Origin of the sequence: Actinomycetospora sp. CA-084318 (assembly GCF_050955885.1) — a bacterium.
Lineage (GTDB): Bacteria > Actinomycetota > Actinomycetes > Mycobacteriales > Pseudonocardiaceae > Actinomycetospora.
The window spans coordinates 5998546-6015777 of the sequence record NZ_CP192098.1; the positions used below are offsets into that span (position 1 = coordinate 5998546).

At 76.7% G+C, this 17232-nt stretch carries 15 protein-coding genes; 5 read left to right on the forward strand and 10 right to left on the reverse strand.

All coding sequences use genetic code 11. The features are described 5' to 3' along the window. Positions 1-108: 108 nt before the first annotated feature. From ACQPYX_RS29335 to soxR, 3 genes are all read left to right on the forward strand, one after another. Positions 109-1257, forward strand: a complete 1149-nt coding sequence (locus ACQPYX_RS29335) for a DUF2786 domain-containing protein (protein WP_433800773.1) — start codon at positions 109-111, stop codon at positions 1255-1257. 16 nt (positions 1258-1273) lie between these two features. Next, on the forward strand, positions 1274-1672 hold the full coding sequence (locus tag ACQPYX_RS29340) for a hypothetical protein (protein ID WP_433800774.1): 399 nt from the start codon (positions 1274-1276) through the stop codon (positions 1670-1672). A 281-nt stretch (positions 1673-1953) separates the two neighbouring features. Continuing rightward, a complete protein-coding gene (gene soxR, locus ACQPYX_RS29345; RefSeq protein ID WP_433800775.1) occupies positions 1954-2397 on the forward strand; it encodes a redox-sensitive transcriptional activator SoxR in 444 nt (147 codons plus the stop codon). A 4-nt stretch (positions 2398-2401) separates the two neighbouring features. Here soxR and ACQPYX_RS29350 read toward each other — a convergent pair whose 3' ends face one another. After that, positions 2402-3295 (reverse strand): cobalamin-binding protein, encoded by an 894-nt coding sequence (locus ACQPYX_RS29350; RefSeq protein WP_433800776.1) that lies wholly within the window; start codon positions 3293-3295, stop codon positions 2402-2404. A 10-nt stretch (positions 3296-3305) separates the two neighbouring features. Next, entirely contained in the window at positions 3306-3830 is a 525-nt protein-coding gene (locus ACQPYX_RS29355; RefSeq protein WP_433800777.1) for a hypothetical protein, read from the reverse strand. 66 nt (positions 3831-3896) lie between these two features. Here ACQPYX_RS29355 and ACQPYX_RS29360 point away from each other — a divergent pair, with 66 nt between their 5' ends. Beyond that, complete coding sequence (locus tag ACQPYX_RS29360) at positions 3897-4673, forward strand: EI24 domain-containing protein (RefSeq protein WP_433800778.1); 777 nt, start codon at positions 3897-3899, stop codon at positions 4671-4673. On the opposite strand, the gene ACQPYX_RS29365 is transcribed toward ACQPYX_RS29360, so the two are convergent. From ACQPYX_RS29365 to ACQPYX_RS29390, 6 genes are all read right to left on the reverse strand, one after another. Beyond that, positions 4670-5869 carry a DUF2399 domain-containing protein gene (locus ACQPYX_RS29365; protein ID WP_433800779.1) on the reverse strand — a complete coding sequence of 400 codons (1200 nt, stop codon included), beginning with the start codon at positions 5867-5869 and terminating at the stop codon, positions 4670-4672. The genes ACQPYX_RS29360 and ACQPYX_RS29365 overlap by 4 nt on opposite strands. Then, positions 5866-6291, reverse strand: a complete 426-nt coding sequence (locus ACQPYX_RS29370; RefSeq protein ID WP_433803836.1) for a hypothetical protein — start codon at positions 6289-6291, stop codon at positions 5866-5868. The genes ACQPYX_RS29365 and ACQPYX_RS29370 overlap by 4 nt, the downstream gene beginning before the upstream one ends. 103 nt (positions 6292-6394) lie before the next feature. Next, positions 6395-7555: a TIGR02678 family protein gene (locus tag ACQPYX_RS29375; RefSeq protein ID WP_433800780.1), complete on the reverse strand. Its 1161-nt coding sequence runs from the start codon at positions 7553-7555 to the stop codon at positions 6395-6397. Between the two features lie 79 nt (positions 7556-7634). After that, the gene (locus ACQPYX_RS29380; protein WP_433800781.1) at positions 7635-9104 is read right to left on the reverse strand and encodes a TIGR02677 family protein; all 1470 of its coding nucleotides are present in this window, start codon (positions 9102-9104) and stop codon (positions 7635-7637) included. Further along, the gene (locus ACQPYX_RS29385) at positions 9101-13318 is read right to left on the reverse strand and encodes an SbcC/MukB-like Walker B domain-containing protein (RefSeq protein ID WP_433800782.1); all 4218 of its coding nucleotides are present in this window, start codon (positions 13316-13318) and stop codon (positions 9101-9103) included. Before ACQPYX_RS29385 ends, ACQPYX_RS29380 begins: the two co-directional genes overlap by 4 nt. A 24-nt stretch (positions 13319-13342) precedes the next feature. After that, complete coding sequence (locus ACQPYX_RS29390; RefSeq protein ID WP_433800783.1) at positions 13343-14311, reverse strand: aminoglycoside phosphotransferase family protein; 969 nt, start codon at positions 14309-14311, stop codon at positions 13343-13345. A 37-nt stretch (positions 14312-14348) separates the two neighbouring features. On the opposite strand from ACQPYX_RS29390, the gene ACQPYX_RS29395 reads away from it, so the two are divergent. Beyond that, entirely contained in the window at positions 14349-15080 is a 732-nt protein-coding gene (locus ACQPYX_RS29395; protein WP_433800784.1) for a YaaA family protein, read from the forward strand. A gap of 88 nt (positions 15081-15168) precedes the next feature. Here ACQPYX_RS29395 and ACQPYX_RS29400 read toward each other — a convergent pair whose 3' ends face one another. Further along, the gene (locus ACQPYX_RS29400; protein ID WP_433800785.1) at positions 15169-15978 is read right to left on the reverse strand and encodes a serine hydrolase domain-containing protein; all 810 of its coding nucleotides are present in this window, start codon (positions 15976-15978) and stop codon (positions 15169-15171) included. Between the two features lie 107 nt (positions 15979-16085). Then, positions 16086-17093 carry a serine hydrolase gene (locus tag ACQPYX_RS29405; protein ID WP_433800786.1) on the reverse strand — a complete coding sequence of 336 codons (1008 nt, stop codon included), beginning with the start codon at positions 17091-17093 and terminating at the stop codon, positions 16086-16088. Positions 17094-17232: the final 139 nt, after the last annotated feature.

Genomic DNA, 17232 nt, shown 5'->3' on the forward strand with positions numbered 1-17232 from the left:
GCAGGGCCGTCAGCGATTCGGCCCAAGTTCACCATCCGGTGCGGGATCGGTGGGAACCGTGGGGCGCGTCGCGGAGTCGGAGCCCGTGACGACGATGATCGGAGCCCGATGCGCGCACGTGAATCCCGGGACCAGGTCGCGGTGGCGGCCGCGCTGATCACCGAGCTGGCCCGGGGTCGGCTCACGCCTGACGGCCTCGCGGGGGCCCGGGCGGTGCTCGACCGCCGGATCCCGGCCGCCACGCTCGACCACGCCGCCGAGACCGCCCTGCTCGACGCGGTGGGCCCGCTGTGGGACCGCGGCTGGACGCCGCGCGACCTGGTGGAGGTCGTCCGGCGCCGGATCGGCAGCGCCGCCGCGCCGCTCGCCGCGGACGTGATCGCCGCCGACGCCGCCCGCCGACCGGCCACCTGGTCGACCGCGGGGGTGGAGACGGCGCCGCGGGCGGGTCCGCTGCTGACCGGCTGGCGCGCGCGGCCGGGGGTCGACGGGCCCGGCGCCGTGCTGCGCCTCGTCGGGACGATGCTGGGCCTGCCGCCGCTGCCGGGGGTGCCACCGGAGGAGCCCGACGTGTCCGGCATCGACCCGAAGGTCCTCGCGCGGGTCCGGGGCCTGCTCGCGAAGGCGGAGTCGACCACGTTCGCCGAGGAGGCCGAGGCCCTCTCCGCCAAGGCCCAGGAGCTCATGGCCCGGCACGCGCTGGCGGCGGCGGTGGTCACCGGGATGTCGGAGGCCGCCGCCTCCGCGGGGGTGCGCCGGCTCTGGCTCGACGCGCCGTACACGTCGGCCAAGTCGTCGCTGGTGCACCAGGTCGCCACGGCGAACCGGTGCCGGGCCGTGAGCCTGGACGCGCTGGACCTCGTGACCGTGGTGGGCCACCCGACCGACCTGGACACCGTCGAGCTGCTCACCACGTCGCTGCTGGTCCAGGCGGGGCGGGCGATGGCCGGCGCGGGCGGCGGGTCACGCACGCGGTCGTTCCGGCACGCCTTCCTGCTCTCCTACGCCACGCGGATCGGCGAACGGCTTCGCGCGGCCGGTGCGGAGGCGGAGGAGGCGGCGCGGGCGGAGAGCGGGGACGCGCTGCTGCCGGTGCTCGCCGCGCGCGGGGAGGTGGTCGAGCGGACGGTCGCGGAGCTGTTCCCCCGGCTGACCACGAAACGGTTCACGGTCGGCAACGCGGCGGGCTGGCAGGCGGGCCGGGAGGCGGCCGACGCCGCGAGCCTGCGGGTGGGCCGGGAGGCGCTGCCCGACTAGATGCCACGATCGCCGCATGGGCCTGTCGAATCGCGAGCGGCGCGCGGCCAAGCAGCGCAGGCGGGACGCCAAGCGCGGGGTCACGGAGCCCGCCGCGCGCACCGACACCGGGCGGGGGCTGCCGCCGGAGACGCTGCAGGCCCTGCTCCGCCGCGCCGGGGCCGACCTGGCGCAGGGTCGCGAGGAGGCCGTCGGCGAGCTGCGCGGCGTCCTCGCCGAGCACCTGGCCCGGCGTCGGACCGAGATCCTCGCGGCGTGCGACGCGGTGCTCGCCGACCTCGCCCCGACCGCCGGGGACGGCCTCGCGGGGGCCCTCGGCGGGGAGGCCCCGGCGTCGACGTGGGCGGCGTCGAGCGGGGCGACGACCGAGGAGACCGCGATCGCGACGGTGCGCCTGCTGGCCACGTCGGGTTGACGACACGTCTTCCGCACGCTCCGGTTCGCCCGACCAGGCGACATCGCGTCGCAGGCCGTGCTCCCCGGCCGCCCCGACCGTTGGGTGGCCCGTGGGTGGAGGGCGAGCTCCCACCCACGACCGGGGGACCTCCGCCGTCACGCGGCGGACCCGGGCGCAGGCGGGACCGGGGGGTCCGCCGACTCCGCCCGGGCCGGACCCGGTGACCGGACGTGTGGTGCGTCCGGTCACCGGTCCGGACTCCCTTGACCTCGACCATGCTCGACGTCCACGGTCGGGACATGACGCCAGGCGCCGGCGAGCTGTCCGTCGGGGAGGTCGCGCAGCGCAGCGGGGTCGCGGTCTCGGCGCTGCACTTCTACGAGCGCGAGGGCCTGATCTCCAGCCGCCGCACCGCGGGCAACCAGCGCCGCTTCCGACGCGACGTGCTGCGCCGCATCGCCTTCATCCGGATCGCCCAGCGCGTCGGCATCCCGCTGGCCCAGGTCCGGGAGGCGCTCGACGAGCTGCCGGACGCCCGCACCCCCACCCGGGCCGACTGGGAACGCCTCTCCGCGTCGTGGCGCACCGAGCTCGACGACCGCATCCGCCGCCTCGAGCAGCTCCGCGACGACTTCTCCGGCTGCATCGGGTGCGGGTGCCTGTCGATCGACCGGTGCCAGCTGGTGAACCCGGGCGACACGCTGGGGGCCGCCGGTCCGGGGCCGCGGGTGCTGCGCATGTGAGCACTCACAGGTCGTTGTCACGACCGTTGGTGCTCACGTGCGCGCAGCGCACCTCCTCCGGCTCCGGCACCGCCGTCGGGTGCAGCGCGTGCGCGAGCGCCTCGATCCCGTCGACCAGCCGGGGGCCGGCCCGCACCACGTAGGCCGCCGAGTCGATCGCGATCACCGGCACGTCGGGGAACCGCCCCACGATCGGCCCGGCCTGGGCCACGGCACCGTCGAGGTCGTAGCCGCACGGGGTGACCAGCACCGCGTCCGGGAACTCCAGCTCCTCCCAGGCCACCGCGCGGCTGCGCCCGCCGTCCACCCCCGCCGTCGGGACGGCCCCGGCGCGGCGGACGAGCTCGGGCACCCAGTGCCCCGGCAGGAACGGCGGGTCGGTCCACTCCAGGACGAGGGTGCGCGGGCAGGGCTCGCCGACCAGGGCCGCGTCGAGCGCGACGAGGCGTCGACGCAGGTCGGAGAGCATCGGTGCGGCGTCCGCGCCGATCGCGGCGGCCAGCCCGGCGATGCCGTCGAGGACCTCGTCGAGCGTGTGGGGATCGAACGAGTGGACCGCGACGTCGGGCAGGCCGATCTCGGTGAGCGCCTCGGCGACCGTGTGGCCGGGCAGCGCGCAGACCCCGCAGAGGTCCTGGGTGAGGACGACGTCCGGCGCGGCGGCCCTGAGCGCCTCCCGGTCGAGGTCGTACAGCGGGAGGCCGGCAGCGGCGCGCTCGCGCACGGTGCGGTCGATCTCCGCCGGCGTCATCCCCGGCTCCAGGGCGGACCGCACGACGACGGGTGCGGCGAGGCCGGGCGGGTGGTCGCACTCGAAGGTGATCGCCACGAGGTCGTCCGCGTGGCCGAGGGCGGCGACGATCTCGGTGGTGGCGGGCAGCAGCGACGCGATCCGCATGACCGCGAGGCTAGGCGCGTCGTCCGCGCGTTTCCGGCCAGGTGAAGCGCAGACCCGGCGCGTCGACCCCGAGCGCCCACCAGTCGGTGCGCAGCCGCCGGAGCTCGCGGACGGCGCGCTCCGCCTGCTCGACGGTGAACGGGCTCCGGCCGGTGTGCGTGATCCCCCAGGCCCGGTCGAGCTCACGGTGGGTCGCGGCGCCGTCGCGGTCCAGGCAGTTCTGCAGCGTCCCGACCACGACCTCGGCCTGCCGCAGCCAGGCGTCGTGGCGGCGCCGGACCTCGTCGGAGCGCCGCCGACGGTCGTGGCGCTGCCGGCCGGCGACGACCTCGACGCTGGCGAACAGCGCTCCTGCCGCGATCGAGCCCCACAGCCCGTCGGTGATGCCGAGCGCCCGCTCGCCGATCAGGTGGACGGCGTCGTGCGGGACCTCGTTCGTGACGTCGTAGGAGCGCATCCGCAGGTGCACGCCGTCGGCGCGGACGATCTCGGCGACCGACCCGTCGTCGGCGCGGCGCCGGAACTCGACCTCCATGCCGTCCATGGCAGCACGGCGCGCCCGGGGCCGTTGCGGGGTTTCCCGGGGTGGGACGATCCGGACGTGTCCGACCTGCTGCTCGGTCTCCGGCTCTACGCCCGGGGGGCCGGGATGGTGCTGCGCTCGCCGCGGCTGCTGCACCTCGGCGCGCTGCCCGCGCTGGTGACCGCGGTCCTGTACGTGGCCGCGTTCGTGGTGTTCGTGCGCTACCTCGGCGACCTGGTCGGGCTGCTCACGGGGTTCGCCGCGTCCTGGTCCCCCGGCGCGCAGCAGCTGGCCGAGGCCGTCGTCGGGATCGCGCTCGTGGCCGCCGTGGCGCTGGTGGCGGTGCTGACGTTCGTCGCGGTCACGCTCGCGCTCGGCGGGCCGTTCTACGAGAAGCTCTCCGAGATCGTCGACGACACGGTGGGGGCGGTGCCGCCCGGCTCGGCGCGCTCGTGGTTCGGGTCGGTCCGGGACGGGCTGCTGCTCGTCGGGCTGTCGGTGCTGGTCGCGGTCCCGCTGTTCGTGGCCGGGTTCCTGCCGGTCGTCGGGCAGACGGTGGTGCCGGTGGTCGCGGCGCTGGTGGGCGGGCGGCTGCTGGTGCTGGAGCTGACGGCGCCGGCCCTGGAGCGGCGGGGGCTGGGGTTCGCGTCCCGACGACGGGTCGTGCGGTCCCGTCGGCTGCTCGGCTGGGCCGTGGGCGTCCCGACGTACCTGCTCTGCCTGATCCCGCTGGTCGGCATCGTGGCGGTGCCGATCGGTGCGGCCGCGGCGACGTTGGTGGCGCGGGAGCTGCGGGGCGAGTCGACCGCTCTCCCAGCGTCCGGCCACGCGCGAGGGGAACCCTCGCACCACTAGAGCGCTGCGTTCCTCCCCTCACGGACGGCGGCGTCGAGCAGCTCGTCCATCACCCGCTCCTCGTCGACGGCCCGACCGTGTTCGGTCATCGCGCGCTGCAGATCGGGGTCCCAGGGCGTCGGCGGCACCGGTCCGTCGAACGGGCGCAGGTCGGGCGACACCGCCGCGCGGTAGTCGGCGGCGGTCATGCGCCAGGGCACGACCCCGAGCTGCGCCAGCCGCGCGGTGATCGCGACGCCTGCCGGGTCGAGGTCGCCGTGGTGTCGGACCTCGGCGCCGGCGGCGAGCAGACCGCGGATCAGCGTCAGCGACGCGGTCGTCGGGTTGCCGAGGGTGCACAGCATCGGCAGGTCGAGCCCGCGCTGGACGGCGGCCTCGAGCAGACGCGGGTTCTCGACGCTCAGCACCACCGTGCCGGGCGGGACCTCGACGATCAGCGCGCGCAGCGTCAGCGTGGAGAGGTAGCTCGGTGCGCCGGCGGCCGTGGCGGTCCGGACGGCCTCGGCGGCGCCGTCCCCGAGCAGCGGCAACGCCCACGTCGGCACCGGGGTGGCGACCAGGTCGCCGGGCAGGCCCGCGTCCGCCCAGAGGTCGGCGTCGTCCCAGTGCCCCCGCTCCGCGCGGAGGGCGAGGGCCGTCCCGACGAGGCGCCGGGCCGGCTCGCCGCGGTCGAGGGCGTGGGCGTCGCCGAGGACCCGGGCGGCGACCTCCGCCCGGCTCCGCAGCCCCGGCTCGTCAGCCGCGGTGAGCACCCGGGCGACGGTGTCGACGGCGACCCGCGCCGACGCGTCGTCGGGAAGGCCCGGACGCACCGCCCCGACCCAGGCCACGACCCACGGCTCCAGGCCGAGTGCCTCCGCGGCGGCGGCGGTGAGCGCCTCGTCGCGACGTGACCGGCGGTCGCGATCGGCGTCGCGGGCCTCGCGGCGACCCGAGGGCGGGCAGCCCGCCGCGGCGAGCAGGGTGAGGAGGTCGGCGCCGTGGCGGTCGAGCGCCCGGTCGAGCTGGGCGAGGTCGAGGCGGCGGGTCGAGCGGCCGGGCACCAGCTCGCGCAGACGGGCGCGGACGCTCGGCGCGAGCCCGTCGGGCAACGACACCCAGCCACGGTCCGCGAGGCCGCGCCGGTCCAGCGTGGAGGAGACGTGCCGCCACAGCGGGGTGAAGTCGTCCCCGAGCAGGACCGGTGGCACGGTCACGACGACTCCAGCCGCTCGCCGAGCCGCTCGATCCCACCTCGGATCAGGCGGCCATACCCGTCGTCAGGAAGAACGTCGACGCAGGCGCGGGCCCGGGCGAGGTGATCCCGGGCGGTCGCGAGGTCGCCCACGCGCCGATGGGCGTCACCGAGGTTGAGGTGCAGGGACGGGTAGAACGACCCGACGTCGAGCGGCGTCTGCTGCCCGGGCACGACCTCGTCGGCCGCGGCGAGCGCACGCTCGTCCCAGCGCAGCTCGTCGGCGACCTCCGGCTCCAGGTCGGCCGCGTAGTGGGCGAGGGCGCAGCGGTGGAACGGGTCGCCCTGGACCGCAGGGTGCTCCCACAGCTCCGCCAGCCGTCGCCGGGCCTCCTCGGTGTCGCCCGCGCGACCCTGTTCGACCGCCGCCCCGATCTCCGCCATCACGTCCACGCCGCGCACGGTAGGACGGACCACCGACAGCCACGGCGACGATGTGGCTTCCCTGCCACTGGATGACAGCAACGACGCTTTCCTGTCACGGGCGTCAGAGCAACGTCGGCTGCTCCTCGACGTCCTCGCCCTCGACGACCGTCACGTCCGGGAGGTAGCGCGCCGCCGGGGGAAGCACCCGCACCGCGCCGTCGTCCTCGACGACCACGAGGCGCATCGACGTCAGGAGCGCCAGCACGTCGGCGGCGAACCGGTCGCGGTCGGCGAGCGCCGCCTTCGACCAGTACCGCCCGTGCTCGGCCACCAGCTCGTCGAGCACCTCGCGGACCGACGCCCACGGGATCGCGTCCGGGTCGTCGGCCGGTCGGAACTGGTAGACCAGCTCGCTGACCAGCAGCAACGCCGCGTGCGGCACAGTGCCGCCGGACGGGAACGCCACGTCCGAGCACCCGCCGTCGACGTCGAGCGCGGCGAACCCCTCCGCGCGTGCCTCCAGCACCAGTCCGGTCCGCGCCTCGACCCGCCGGCCCTCGTCGCCCGCGCGGCGCCGCAGCTCGGCGAACCGGGCGGGGTCGAGGTCGGCCGCGAGCACCACCGGGTCCTCGACGAGCCGTCGTCGGGCCGCGGTCGCCGCCGACCCGCGCTCGCGGGCGCGGTCGACGAGCTCCTCCGGGGACTCCGCGCCCACCACCGCACCGGTCGGCAGCAGCGCCATGCGGTCCTGGCGCACCTCGAGCAGGGCGTCCGCGTCGGCGTCGTGCTCGTACACGGCGACGCCGCGGTCGAGCTCGCGGAGCATCCCCTGCGCGATCAACCAGCGCAGCGCCGTCACGAGGGCCCGCCGCGACGCCGCGTCGGTGTCCAGCACGACCCCCGCCTCGGCGGCGGCGGAGTGCACCGCGTTCACCAGGTCGCGCAGGCTCGTGCGGTCCGGGCCGGAGGTCGTCGCGGCCAGGACCAGCGCCAACGCCGTGTACTCGGCCGACGTGAACGGCCGCGGCGACGCCGACACCGTGCGCAGCGGTCGGTCGGCAGGTACGTGGCCGGTCTTCACCAGCCGTGCCGTGTCCGCCGTGACCACGAGCCGGTAGTTCAGTTCCTGGGTGAACCACGCGTCGAGCGCGTCCGCGTGCCGCCGGATCGACGCGACGAGCTCCGGGTCGGTCTCGGCCGTGCGCCAGGGCCGGGCGAGCAGGGCCCGGGTCGCGGCGACGAGCTCGCCGTCGCGCTGCGGGTCGGTGGCGGGCGTGTTCACGGGGCCGCCCGTTCCGAGCGAGCGGCACTCTCGCAGCATCTATGTGCGCGAGAGTGCCGTTCGTTCAGATCGAGGGCCCTCACGGCGCCGGCTCCACCGTCAGCGCCAGCCCCTCCACCCGCAGCGCGCCCGCGTGGGTGGGCACGCTCGTCGTCGTGCCGGGTTCGCGGCGGACCTCGCAGCGCACGCCGTCGAGGACGATGCTTCCCGACGACGCGGCCGGGCCCAGGTCCGCGACGGCGCGGGTGAGCACCCGCTGCAGCTCGCGCAGCGCGGGCTCGGACAGCCGGTCCGTGAACCCCGCGGCGCCGACCTCGAGCAGCTCCGCCCGGGCCGCCGCGGCCCGCTTCTCGACCTCCGCCTTGCGCGCGAGCAGGTGCCGCCGCTCCTGGGTGCGGTCCTGCACGCGCGACGTCCGGCCGCGGCTCGTCGTGTCGCCGCGCTCGCGCAGCGACACCGGGACGGTCGCCACCGGCGCGTCCCACCAGGAGACGGAGCCGTCGACGGGGTCGGTGTCGTCACCGCCGGCCACCCCGAGGTGCCGCGCGCCGTAGAGCCCGAACGCCGCCGCCGCGAGCTCGTGCGCCCGCGGCGCGGGGGCGTGCGCGAAGAACCCGGCCAGCCGCAGGAAGTCCACGCGCCGCGACGACCCCGCGGTGCCGGTGCGCGACAGCCGGGTCAGGTTCTGGGTGAGCGTCCGGACGGCGTCGACCGCGTCCCGCTCCAGCGTCTGCACCCGGCTCGGGCGGCCCGTCGTCGAGACGAACCACGACGCCAGGTTCTCCCAGTCCGCCACCGCCGCCCCCGGCGCGCGCCGGACCCGCACCGTGGACAGGCCGGCCGCCGCGACCCGCGCGGCGAGACCGTCCGCGGCCCGGTCGACGATCGTCGCGACGACGGGGGCGAGCTCGGTGAGCAGGCCCGCGATCGGCCGGGCCGCGCGGTGCAGGGTCTCCAGCCGCTCCCCGACGTAGCCGACGAGGACCTCGGAGAAGAACGCGAACTCGTCCTCGTCGAGGTCGAACCGGGACTGCCACTGGTTGATCGCGGCGAAGAACTGCGTGATCTCGGCCGAGAACGCGACGTGCGGGTCGAACACCGCGCGCACCGCCGCGGCGAGCCGGCCGGGCGGCGCGGTGGCCGCGTCGAGCCGCGCCAGCTCCTCCAGGGCGGCCCGCAGCTGGTCGAGCCGGCCCAGCGACACGTCGCGCACGTCGTCGACCTGCGCCAGGACCCCCTCGACGAGGTCGTGGACCTCCTGCCCGACCCGCGTGATCAGGTAGCGGTCGCGGCGCCGGTAGTAGTCCTCGACGGTGCCCACCTGCCCGACCGACGCCGAGACCTCCAGGTTCCCCCACACCCGCAGCTGGTCGAGCCGGATCTTGACGGTGGCCTCGTCCAGGTCGTGCCCGGCCTCCGCCAGCCGTGCCGTGACCTCGCCCGGCGTGAGCTCGGCGAAGAACGTCCCGGCGAAGACCCCGAGGATCCAGCGGTACTCCGGCGACTCGGTGACGTAGGAGAAGACGACCGGCCGGATCGTCGTCGTCATACGCCCCTGCCCACGGTCGAGCTCCGCTCCGCTGCGTCTCCCACCGACAGCTCGGACCCGTTCCAGCGGTAGTGCACCAGCGCGATCGCCTTCAGCTCGGGGTCGCGCAGCACCTCGGTGATCGCGAGCTCGGGGACGCTCGGGTGCGTCCCCCACAGCCGCTCGGAGGTGACGACGAAGTCCACGTCGAGGTCGACGAGCAGGCCGAAGAGCTTCGCGTGGTTGTCCTCGGAGACCTTCGCGAACGCGTCGTCGAGCAGCACCAGGCGCGGGGCGCCGACCCCGTGCGGATCGTGCGCCGCGGCGCTCGCGGCCGCCGCGCTGGCCATCGGCAGCACCGTGACCAGCTTCTTCTCGCCCTCCGACAGCGTCGTCCGGCGCGTGAGCAGCTCGTCGTTGCGGCCCGGGCGGCGCAGGTAGATGCGCATCTCGTGCCAGGTCCGGTAGTCCAGGACCTCGGCGATCACCGACCGGTACGACGCCTCCGGGTCCGCCGTCCGGGCCTGCTCGACGAGGCTCTTGACGGCCTCGCGGACCTGGTCGTCCTCGTCGGCGTCGCGCAGGTCGGGGTGCTTGCCGAGCAGTTCGAGCGCCGTCGCGGTCTCGGGGGCGAGGTCGCCGCGCGGGCGCCACTGCAGGCGGACGCCGATGCCCTGGCTCGACGTCACCCCGCGCAGGATGCGGTTCATCCGGTCGACCAGCTCGCCCGCCGCGAACAGCGCGTCGGCCACCTCGCGGGCGATGCGGCCGTGCAGCAGGTTGCGCAGCGCCTGGTCCTGCTGCGCCGAGAGCAGGCTGGTCGCGCGCCGCCGCTGGACCGCGACGCGGTGCACCATCTGCGCGAGCACCGCGCGGGTCGGCCCGGTGACGTGCACCGCGAGCGGTGTCCCGTCCGCCCCGCGCCGGGACTCGATGTCCCACCCCGACGCCAGGTGGTCGCGGGTCTCGCGCAGCGCCTTCTCCAAGGCGTCCTCGGTGACCTGACGACGCGGCGCGGTCAGGCGGGCCCGCAGGGCGTCGACCAGCTCCGCGGCCCCCTCGACGGTGTCCGGGGTGACCGGGATCGGCTCCTCGGACCAGTCGGCTGCCCCGTCCGCCGCGCCCCCGTTCTGAGCGAGCGGCACGTTCGCAGCATCTATGTGCGCGAGAGTGCCGTTCGCTCGCTCCGGGGCGGGGTCGGCGTCAGCGCCAGGAGCGTCGGAGCGCTCCGCCGCGGCGAGCAGGCCCGGAACCTCGAGCGCATCCACCAGGCGCGCCCGCCCGCCGACGGCCGCCTTCTCCCGCTCGGCGAGCGTCTCGCGGGCCGACTCGACGCGCAGCTCCGCCTCCCGCAGGGCCACCGTGGCGGTGGTCTGCTCCTCGCGCGCCGCGTCGAGGCGGGCGGCGGTCTCGCGCAGGTGCGTGTCGAGCTCGCCGACCCGGGCGGCGATCTTCGCCGGCTCCTCCCCGAGGGCCGACTCGGCGGTGTCCAGCTCGGTCCGCAGCGACGCGGCGTGCCCGGCGGCGACGCGGTGGTCGGCGACGGCCGCGCCGAGGTCGGCCACCTCGCGCTCCCAGCCGGCGATCGCCTCGCGCCAGGACCGGGCGCTGCGCCGGGCGCGCTCGGCGGCCGCGTCGACGGCGGTCAGCGCCCGCTCCGCGTCGGCGACCGACTCGAGCAGGCCCTCGAGCCGGTCGGCGTCGGTCGACAGGCCGGCGTCCGCGGCCTGCTGCTGCAGGCCGGCGACGGCGTCGTCGGCGCGGCGGCGGGCCTCGGCGGCGGCAGCGGCCCGCTCGGCGGAGCGGCCCTGCGCCTCCTGCGCGTAACGGGTGGCGCCGGTCGCGGCGACCACCGCGTCGTCGACGGTGCGCGTGCCGGGCAGCTCGCGGACGAGCCGGCGGAGCCCCTCGGCGTGCTCGTCCAGCGCCGCCGACACCGCGCGGACGGCGGCCAGCCGGGTCTCCGCGTCCTCGACCAGCGCCGCGAGCTCGGCCAGCCGCCGCGCCCGGGCCTGCTCCCGCGCCCCGGCCCCGACGTACTCGGCGGCGGGCTTCGTGTGCCGGCCGCGCAGCGGGCCCGTACCGAACGAGCCGTCCTCGGTGACCCACAGGCCCTCGCCCGGTGTCGTCCCGATGGCCCCCAGCACGCCGGCGACGACCTCGACCGGCACCGCGCCGGTGTCGACCGGCACGAGCCGGGGCCCCGCCCCGGCGGCCGCTCCCGGCGTCAGGAGGAGTTCGCCGTCGCCGCCGCGCACCCGGCCGTCCGGCTCGACCCGGGCGGCGAGCAGGCCGGACGCCTCGAGCGCGGCCTCGAGCCCCGCGCGGGCGGCGTCGTCCAGGTCGTCGGCGAAGTCGACGAGCGAGGCGAACAGCACCGCGTCGTCGACGCCGCTGTCGGTGCGCCAGGGCTGACGGGGCAGCGGCAGCTCGCCCGCCGCCTCGACGCGGGCGTGCTCGGTCCGCAGCGCGGTCAGCTCGTCGTCCACCTCGCCGACGCGGCCCGTGGCCCGGGCCCGGGCCGCGGCGAGCGCGCCCGACGCGTCGTCGGCCTCCCGCCGGGCGGCGCCGACGAGCGTCTCCGCGTGGGCGCGCAGGTCGTCCACCGGCTCGGAGACGAGCCCGGACTCGTGCTCCCCGCCCGGGACCGGCAGCCAGCCCGCGGGTCCGTCCGGCTCGGCCGCAGGCACGGCCGCGAGGTGGGCGTAGAACCGCTCGCGCCACGCCGCGACGGCCGCGACGTGCTCGTCGGCCGCGACGCGGGCGGCCCGCCGGGCGACGTCGGCCTGCTCGGCCGCCTCCGCCGCCCGCTCGCCGGCCTCGGCCGCCTCCGCCCCGGCGCGCTCCGCGGCCGCGGTCTCCCGGTCGGCCGCAGCGGCGCGTTCCCGCAGCTCGCGCACGGTGGTGCGGTGCGCGCGCAGGCCGTCGGCGGCGGCGAGCAGGGCGGGCGGGAGGTCGTCGACGGGGTCGGTGTCGTCCTCCGGGACGTCCACGGTGGTGCCGCTCGCGGCGTCGGCACGGGGTTCGACGACGAGCGTGGGCGGGTCGGGGAGCCGGACCGGCGCGGACGCGGACCGCGTCGCCGTGGCCGCCCCGCGGAGGTGCTCGGCGACGCCCGCGAGATCGGACTCGACCTGGCCCCGGGCGGCCGTCACGCTGCCGGCGGCGGTGGTCACGCGCGCGAGCGCCCGGCCGCGCACGGCGTCCAGGGTGCCGGCGGCCTCGTCGGCGCGGACCAGTTCGTCACGGCGGCGGAGCAGGTCGGCGTGGGCGGAGTACTCGGGCAGGCTCACCAGGCCCTGCCGCTCCGAGGTCGCGCGGGCGTGCTCGTCGGCCAGCTCGCCGACGACCCGGACGGCGTCGTCGCGCGCGGTCGACGCCCGCTGCGCGCCGGCCCGGTCGCGCTCGACCCGGCGCTCGGCGGTCCGCGCGGCGTCGACGGCCGACGCCGCGCCCTCGACCGCGGTCATCAGCACCCGGCGCGCGTAGTCGGTGTAGACCTCGACGACCTCGTCGAGCGCCGCCGCCGTGGTGGAGAGGTCGGTGACGTTGCGGCGGTGGTCCTCCAGGTCCTCCAGCGGCTGCGCGGCGTCGTTCACCGCGTCCTCGGGCACCGGCGGCAGTGCCTCGCGCAGCGTGCGCGGCAGGTCGGTGTCGATGCGGTCGCCGACCCTCGGGTTGCGGACCTGGTGGAGCAGCCGGAAGTACGCCGTCGGGTCGGTGCCGCCGAAGAAGCGGCGGGCGATCTCCGCGCGGTACTCGGCGGTGGAGGTGAACACCTGCCCGCGGACGCCCAGCTCGGCGCGCAGCGCGTCGACCGAGAACGGGACGTCGGCCTCGGTGAGCCGGAAGTCGAGGCGAGCGCGGCGGTCGGTGGAGAACCACCAGGTGGTGACCCGGTCGGTCGACCGGTTGGCCCGGATGCCGCAGCCGACGGTGCGGTACTCGCCGTCGCGCACGAACTCGATCCACAGGTAGCCGGTGCGCTGGGTGTCGTCGTTGTCGGAGAGCATCCAGGAGCGCAGCACCCCACGCTGCTCGCCGGCCGCGTCGATCTTGCGGACGTCGGCCTCGAGCAGGAACGGCAGCAGCATGTTCATCGCCGTCGACTTGCCGGAGCCGTTCACGCCGCGCAGCAGCAGGCGTCCGCCGCCGAACTCCAGCACCTCGTCCTGGTACTGGTAGACGTTCAGGATCCCGGCGCGCGAGGGCTGCCAGCGGGCGGGGGAATCCACCCGGAGGAGGGTACGGAACCGCTCTCAGGCCGCCGCGAAGGGCGACGGGTCGGCCCACCGGGCCAGCGTCTCGCGGGCCGCACCGGCGAGCGGGTGGTCGGGTCCGGCGTCGCCCACGGCGCGGTGCCAGGTCAGCGTGCGGGCGGCGACCGCGGCCCGGCAGGCCAGCTCGCAGGTCGCGACGAGCTCGGCGTGCGGGGCGAGGTCGGCGAAGACGTCGAGGTAGGCGTCCCGGGCCGCGCGGACCACCGGCTCGTCGGGCTCCACCCCGAGGGTGCGGGCCAGCCCGCCGAGCCCGACGAGCATGCTGGCGAACGGGTGCGCGACGACCGCGTCGCCCCAGTCGTAGAACCGCCCCGAGGTGAGCACGTTGCCCGGGTGCAGGTCCTGGTGGTCGACCGTGACGAGGTTGGCGCCCGGAGCGTCGGCCAACCGGGCCGCCCAGCCGGCGACGGCGGCCCGGCAGGCCTCGCCGTCGGGGAGACCGGTCGCCGCGACCGCCTCCGCGCAGCGCGCGTCGAGGGCGTCCGGCGCGGCGTCCGGGACGCCGAGCGCGACCATCTCCGCCCGCCGCGGCGCCATCGCCCGCTGCAGGCGGCCGTAGCGGGCCAGCGCCTCGGCGAGGGCCGGGCCGAGCTGCGGGCGCGGGGCCTCGGCGAGCGTCGGTCCGCCGTCGGGGAGCAGGAGCAGGCCCCGCGGCTCGTCGTGAGCGAGCGGGACGAGGACCGCGTCCGCGTTCGTGTCGACGAGCAGGCGGTAGAGCCCGACCTCGGGGCGCGTCCGCGGTGTGGTGACCTTCAGCCAGACCGGGCCGTCGGCCGTGGGGAGGCGCAGCACCGAGGCCCAGGGCCGCTCCCGCGCGCTCGGCGGGCCGCTCCGCCGGACGTGCCCGTCGGCCCAGGCGAGCTCCGCCGCGAAGCGCTCCTCCACCGCGCCGCCGGGCACGACGACGGGCTCGCCGTCCTCCGAGGAGACCCGCACCACGTGACCCATCGGTCTCCTCCTCGTCGTCGAGGGGAATCATGCCCGGGTGCTCGTCGTCCTCCCACCCTCCGAGACGAAGGCGGCCGGGGGACGCGGTGCGCCGCTCGACCTCGACGCGCTGTCCTTCCCGGCGCTGACCGCCACCCGCGCCGCCCTGGTCGACGACGTGGTCGCGCTGGCCGACGACGTCCCCGCCGCCCGCGCGGCGCTCGGGGTCAGCGAACGCCAGGACGACGAGATCGAGCGCAACGCCGCGCTGCAGACCTCCCGCACCGCGCCGGCGCTGCGGCGCTACACCGGCGTGCTCTACGACGCACTCGACGCGGGGTCCCTGACGACGGGTGCCCGCCGCCGGATCGCGGTGTGCTCGGCGCTGTTCGGGCTGATCATGGGCACCGACCCGATCCCCGCCTACCGGCTCTCCGCCGACTCGGCGCTGCCCGGGCGCGGCGGGCTGCGCACGGTCTGGCGCCCGGTGCTCGGCCCCGTCCTCGCCGATCTCGACGAGCACGTCGTCGACCTGCGCTCGGGTGGCTACATGGCCCTCGCGCCCGCCCCCGGCGCGACGACGCTGGACGTGGTCTCCGAGGCCGACGACGGGTCGCGCAGCACGGTCAGCCACGCGAACAAGTCGTTCAAGGGCCGCGCCGCCCGCCTGCTCGCCTCCACCCGCCGTCGCCCGAAGGACACCGGCGGGGTGCTGGCCGTCCTCGCCGACGCCGGGCTGCGCGTCGAGCAGGCCGACGAGACGTCGCTGCTGCTGGTCGTCCCGCGCTGACGGGTGCACCTCCCGGTGCAAGCAATGCGTCACTGCTTGCACCCAGTGCCAGGAACGGCGGCATCGTCGAACCGGGCACGATCCGTCGTCAGGAACGCAGCTCCGCGAGGACGGCGTCGGTGAGGGGCGGCCAGGCCTCCTTCGACCAGTCGCCGAAGTCGCGGTCGGTGAGCACCACGCAGGCGGCGGCCGCGTCCGGGTCGACCCACAGGAACGTCCCGGACTGGCCGAAGTGCCCGAACGTCGCCGGCGAGCTGTCGGCGCCGGTCCAGTGCGGCGACTTGTGGTCGCGCAGCTCGAAACCCAGGCCCCAGTCGTTCGGCTTCTGGTAGCCGAGGCCGGGGAGCACCCCGGTGAGCCCCGGGAACTGCACCGACGTCGCCTCGGCGAGGGTCTCGGGTGCGAGCAGGGACGGGGTGAGCAGCTCGCGGGCGAGCGGGACGAGGTCGTCGACGGTGGACGTGGCGCCGTGCCCGGCCGAGCCCTCGAGCGTCGTCGACCCCATGCCGAGCGGCTCGCACACCGCCTCGTGCAGGTAGTCGGGGAAGTCGATCCCGGTGGACGCCGCGACGTGGTCGGCCAGCACCTCGAACCCCGCCGAGGAGTAGAGCCGCCGCGTCCCGGGCTCGGCCATCGCCTTCTGCTCGTTGAACGCCAGGCCCGAGGTGTGGGCGAGCAGGTGGCGGACCGTGGAGCCCTCGGGTCCCGCCGGGTCGTCCAGGGAGATGGCCTCCTCCTCGACCGCCAGCAGCACGGCGACCGCCACGAGCGGCTTCGTCACCGACGCCAGGCGGAACCGGCGGTCGGTCGGGCCGTGGGTGGCGGTGTCCTGCTCCGTCACCACCGCGGCCGCCACGTGCTCCACCGGCCAGTCGTCCACCCGCGTGAGGCTCTCCACGGCGGTGGACCCTAGTTCCCGACGAGGATCCGGTGCCGGTCCACGGTGCCGCCTTTCCTGTCACTGGGTGCAAGCAGTGACGCATTGCTGGCACCGGCAGGTGCCCCTCAGACCAGGACCTCCCGCAGGGCGCCCACCGCGTCGTCGAGCACCGCCCGCGCCGCGTCGTAGCCGAACGGCTGGTTGGAGAGCACGGCGACCACGAAGCGGCCCTCCGGGTCGAGCACGCCGGCGCTGTGCAGGTCGACCGAGCTCTGCAGGCAGCACAGCCAGCCCTGCTTCGCCGCGACCCCCCGCTGCTCCGGGGCGAGCAGGCCGAACGCCTGGTCGAACCCGTCGGAGGCGGTCGCCGGGGCGCCGGACATCGCGCCGAGCACGAGGTCGCGGTCGGCGGGCGCCATCGCCTCGAGGACGTGGCGGAACACGGTGGTCATGTCGCGGGCGGAGAGCTGCACCTCGCCCCACTGCGACGGGTCGGCGGGCACCTCGGTGTCCTGCAGACCGAGGCGGTCGATCACCCGGGTGATGCCGGACTGCCCGCCGAAGCGGGTCCAGAGGGCGTTCATCGCCGGGTCGTCGCTGGGGCCGAGCGCGGCGCGCACGAGGCGCCGGTCGGTGGCCGTCACCGGCACCCGGCCCGCGGCACCGCGGTCGAGGAGGTCGACGGCGGTGAGCAGCTTGGACAGCGACGCCGAGTTCATGGCGTCGTCGGCCTCGTCGTTCAGCGCGAGCGCCCCGGTGGTGCGGTCGAGCACGGCGATCCCGACGTCGGCGCCGCGGCGGGTGACGGTCGCGTCCGCCGCCTCCACCGCGGCCTGCACCGGCGAGGGCTCCGGGACGGCGGGCGGGGCGGGCACGGGGTCCGGCGCGCGGGAGGGCGCCGCCACCGGGGTCGGCGCGGGCGCCGTCTGCTCGGTCTCCACCGGCGGGTCGAGCAGCCCGACGAGCAGCGGGCCGCCGAGGGCGAGGACGAGCGCCAGGGTGGTGCCGAGCAGCGCCCGCCGGGACCGCGCGTAGCCCGGCGTCCGCGACGGCCGCAGCAGGCCCCGCCGACGGGTCGGCGCGGCACGGCGCGCGCGGCGCCCGACCGGCTCGACCTGCCCGCGTGCGGCCACCCGACGATGATGCGCACCCGCGTGTGCCACCCGGGTGACGGACCGGGCGGAACGTGACGGATCGGACAGCAGGGTCATCGGGGTGCTCTGAACGGTCGGGGACGGCCACGATCACGGTGCCGCACGGCGATCCGCGGCC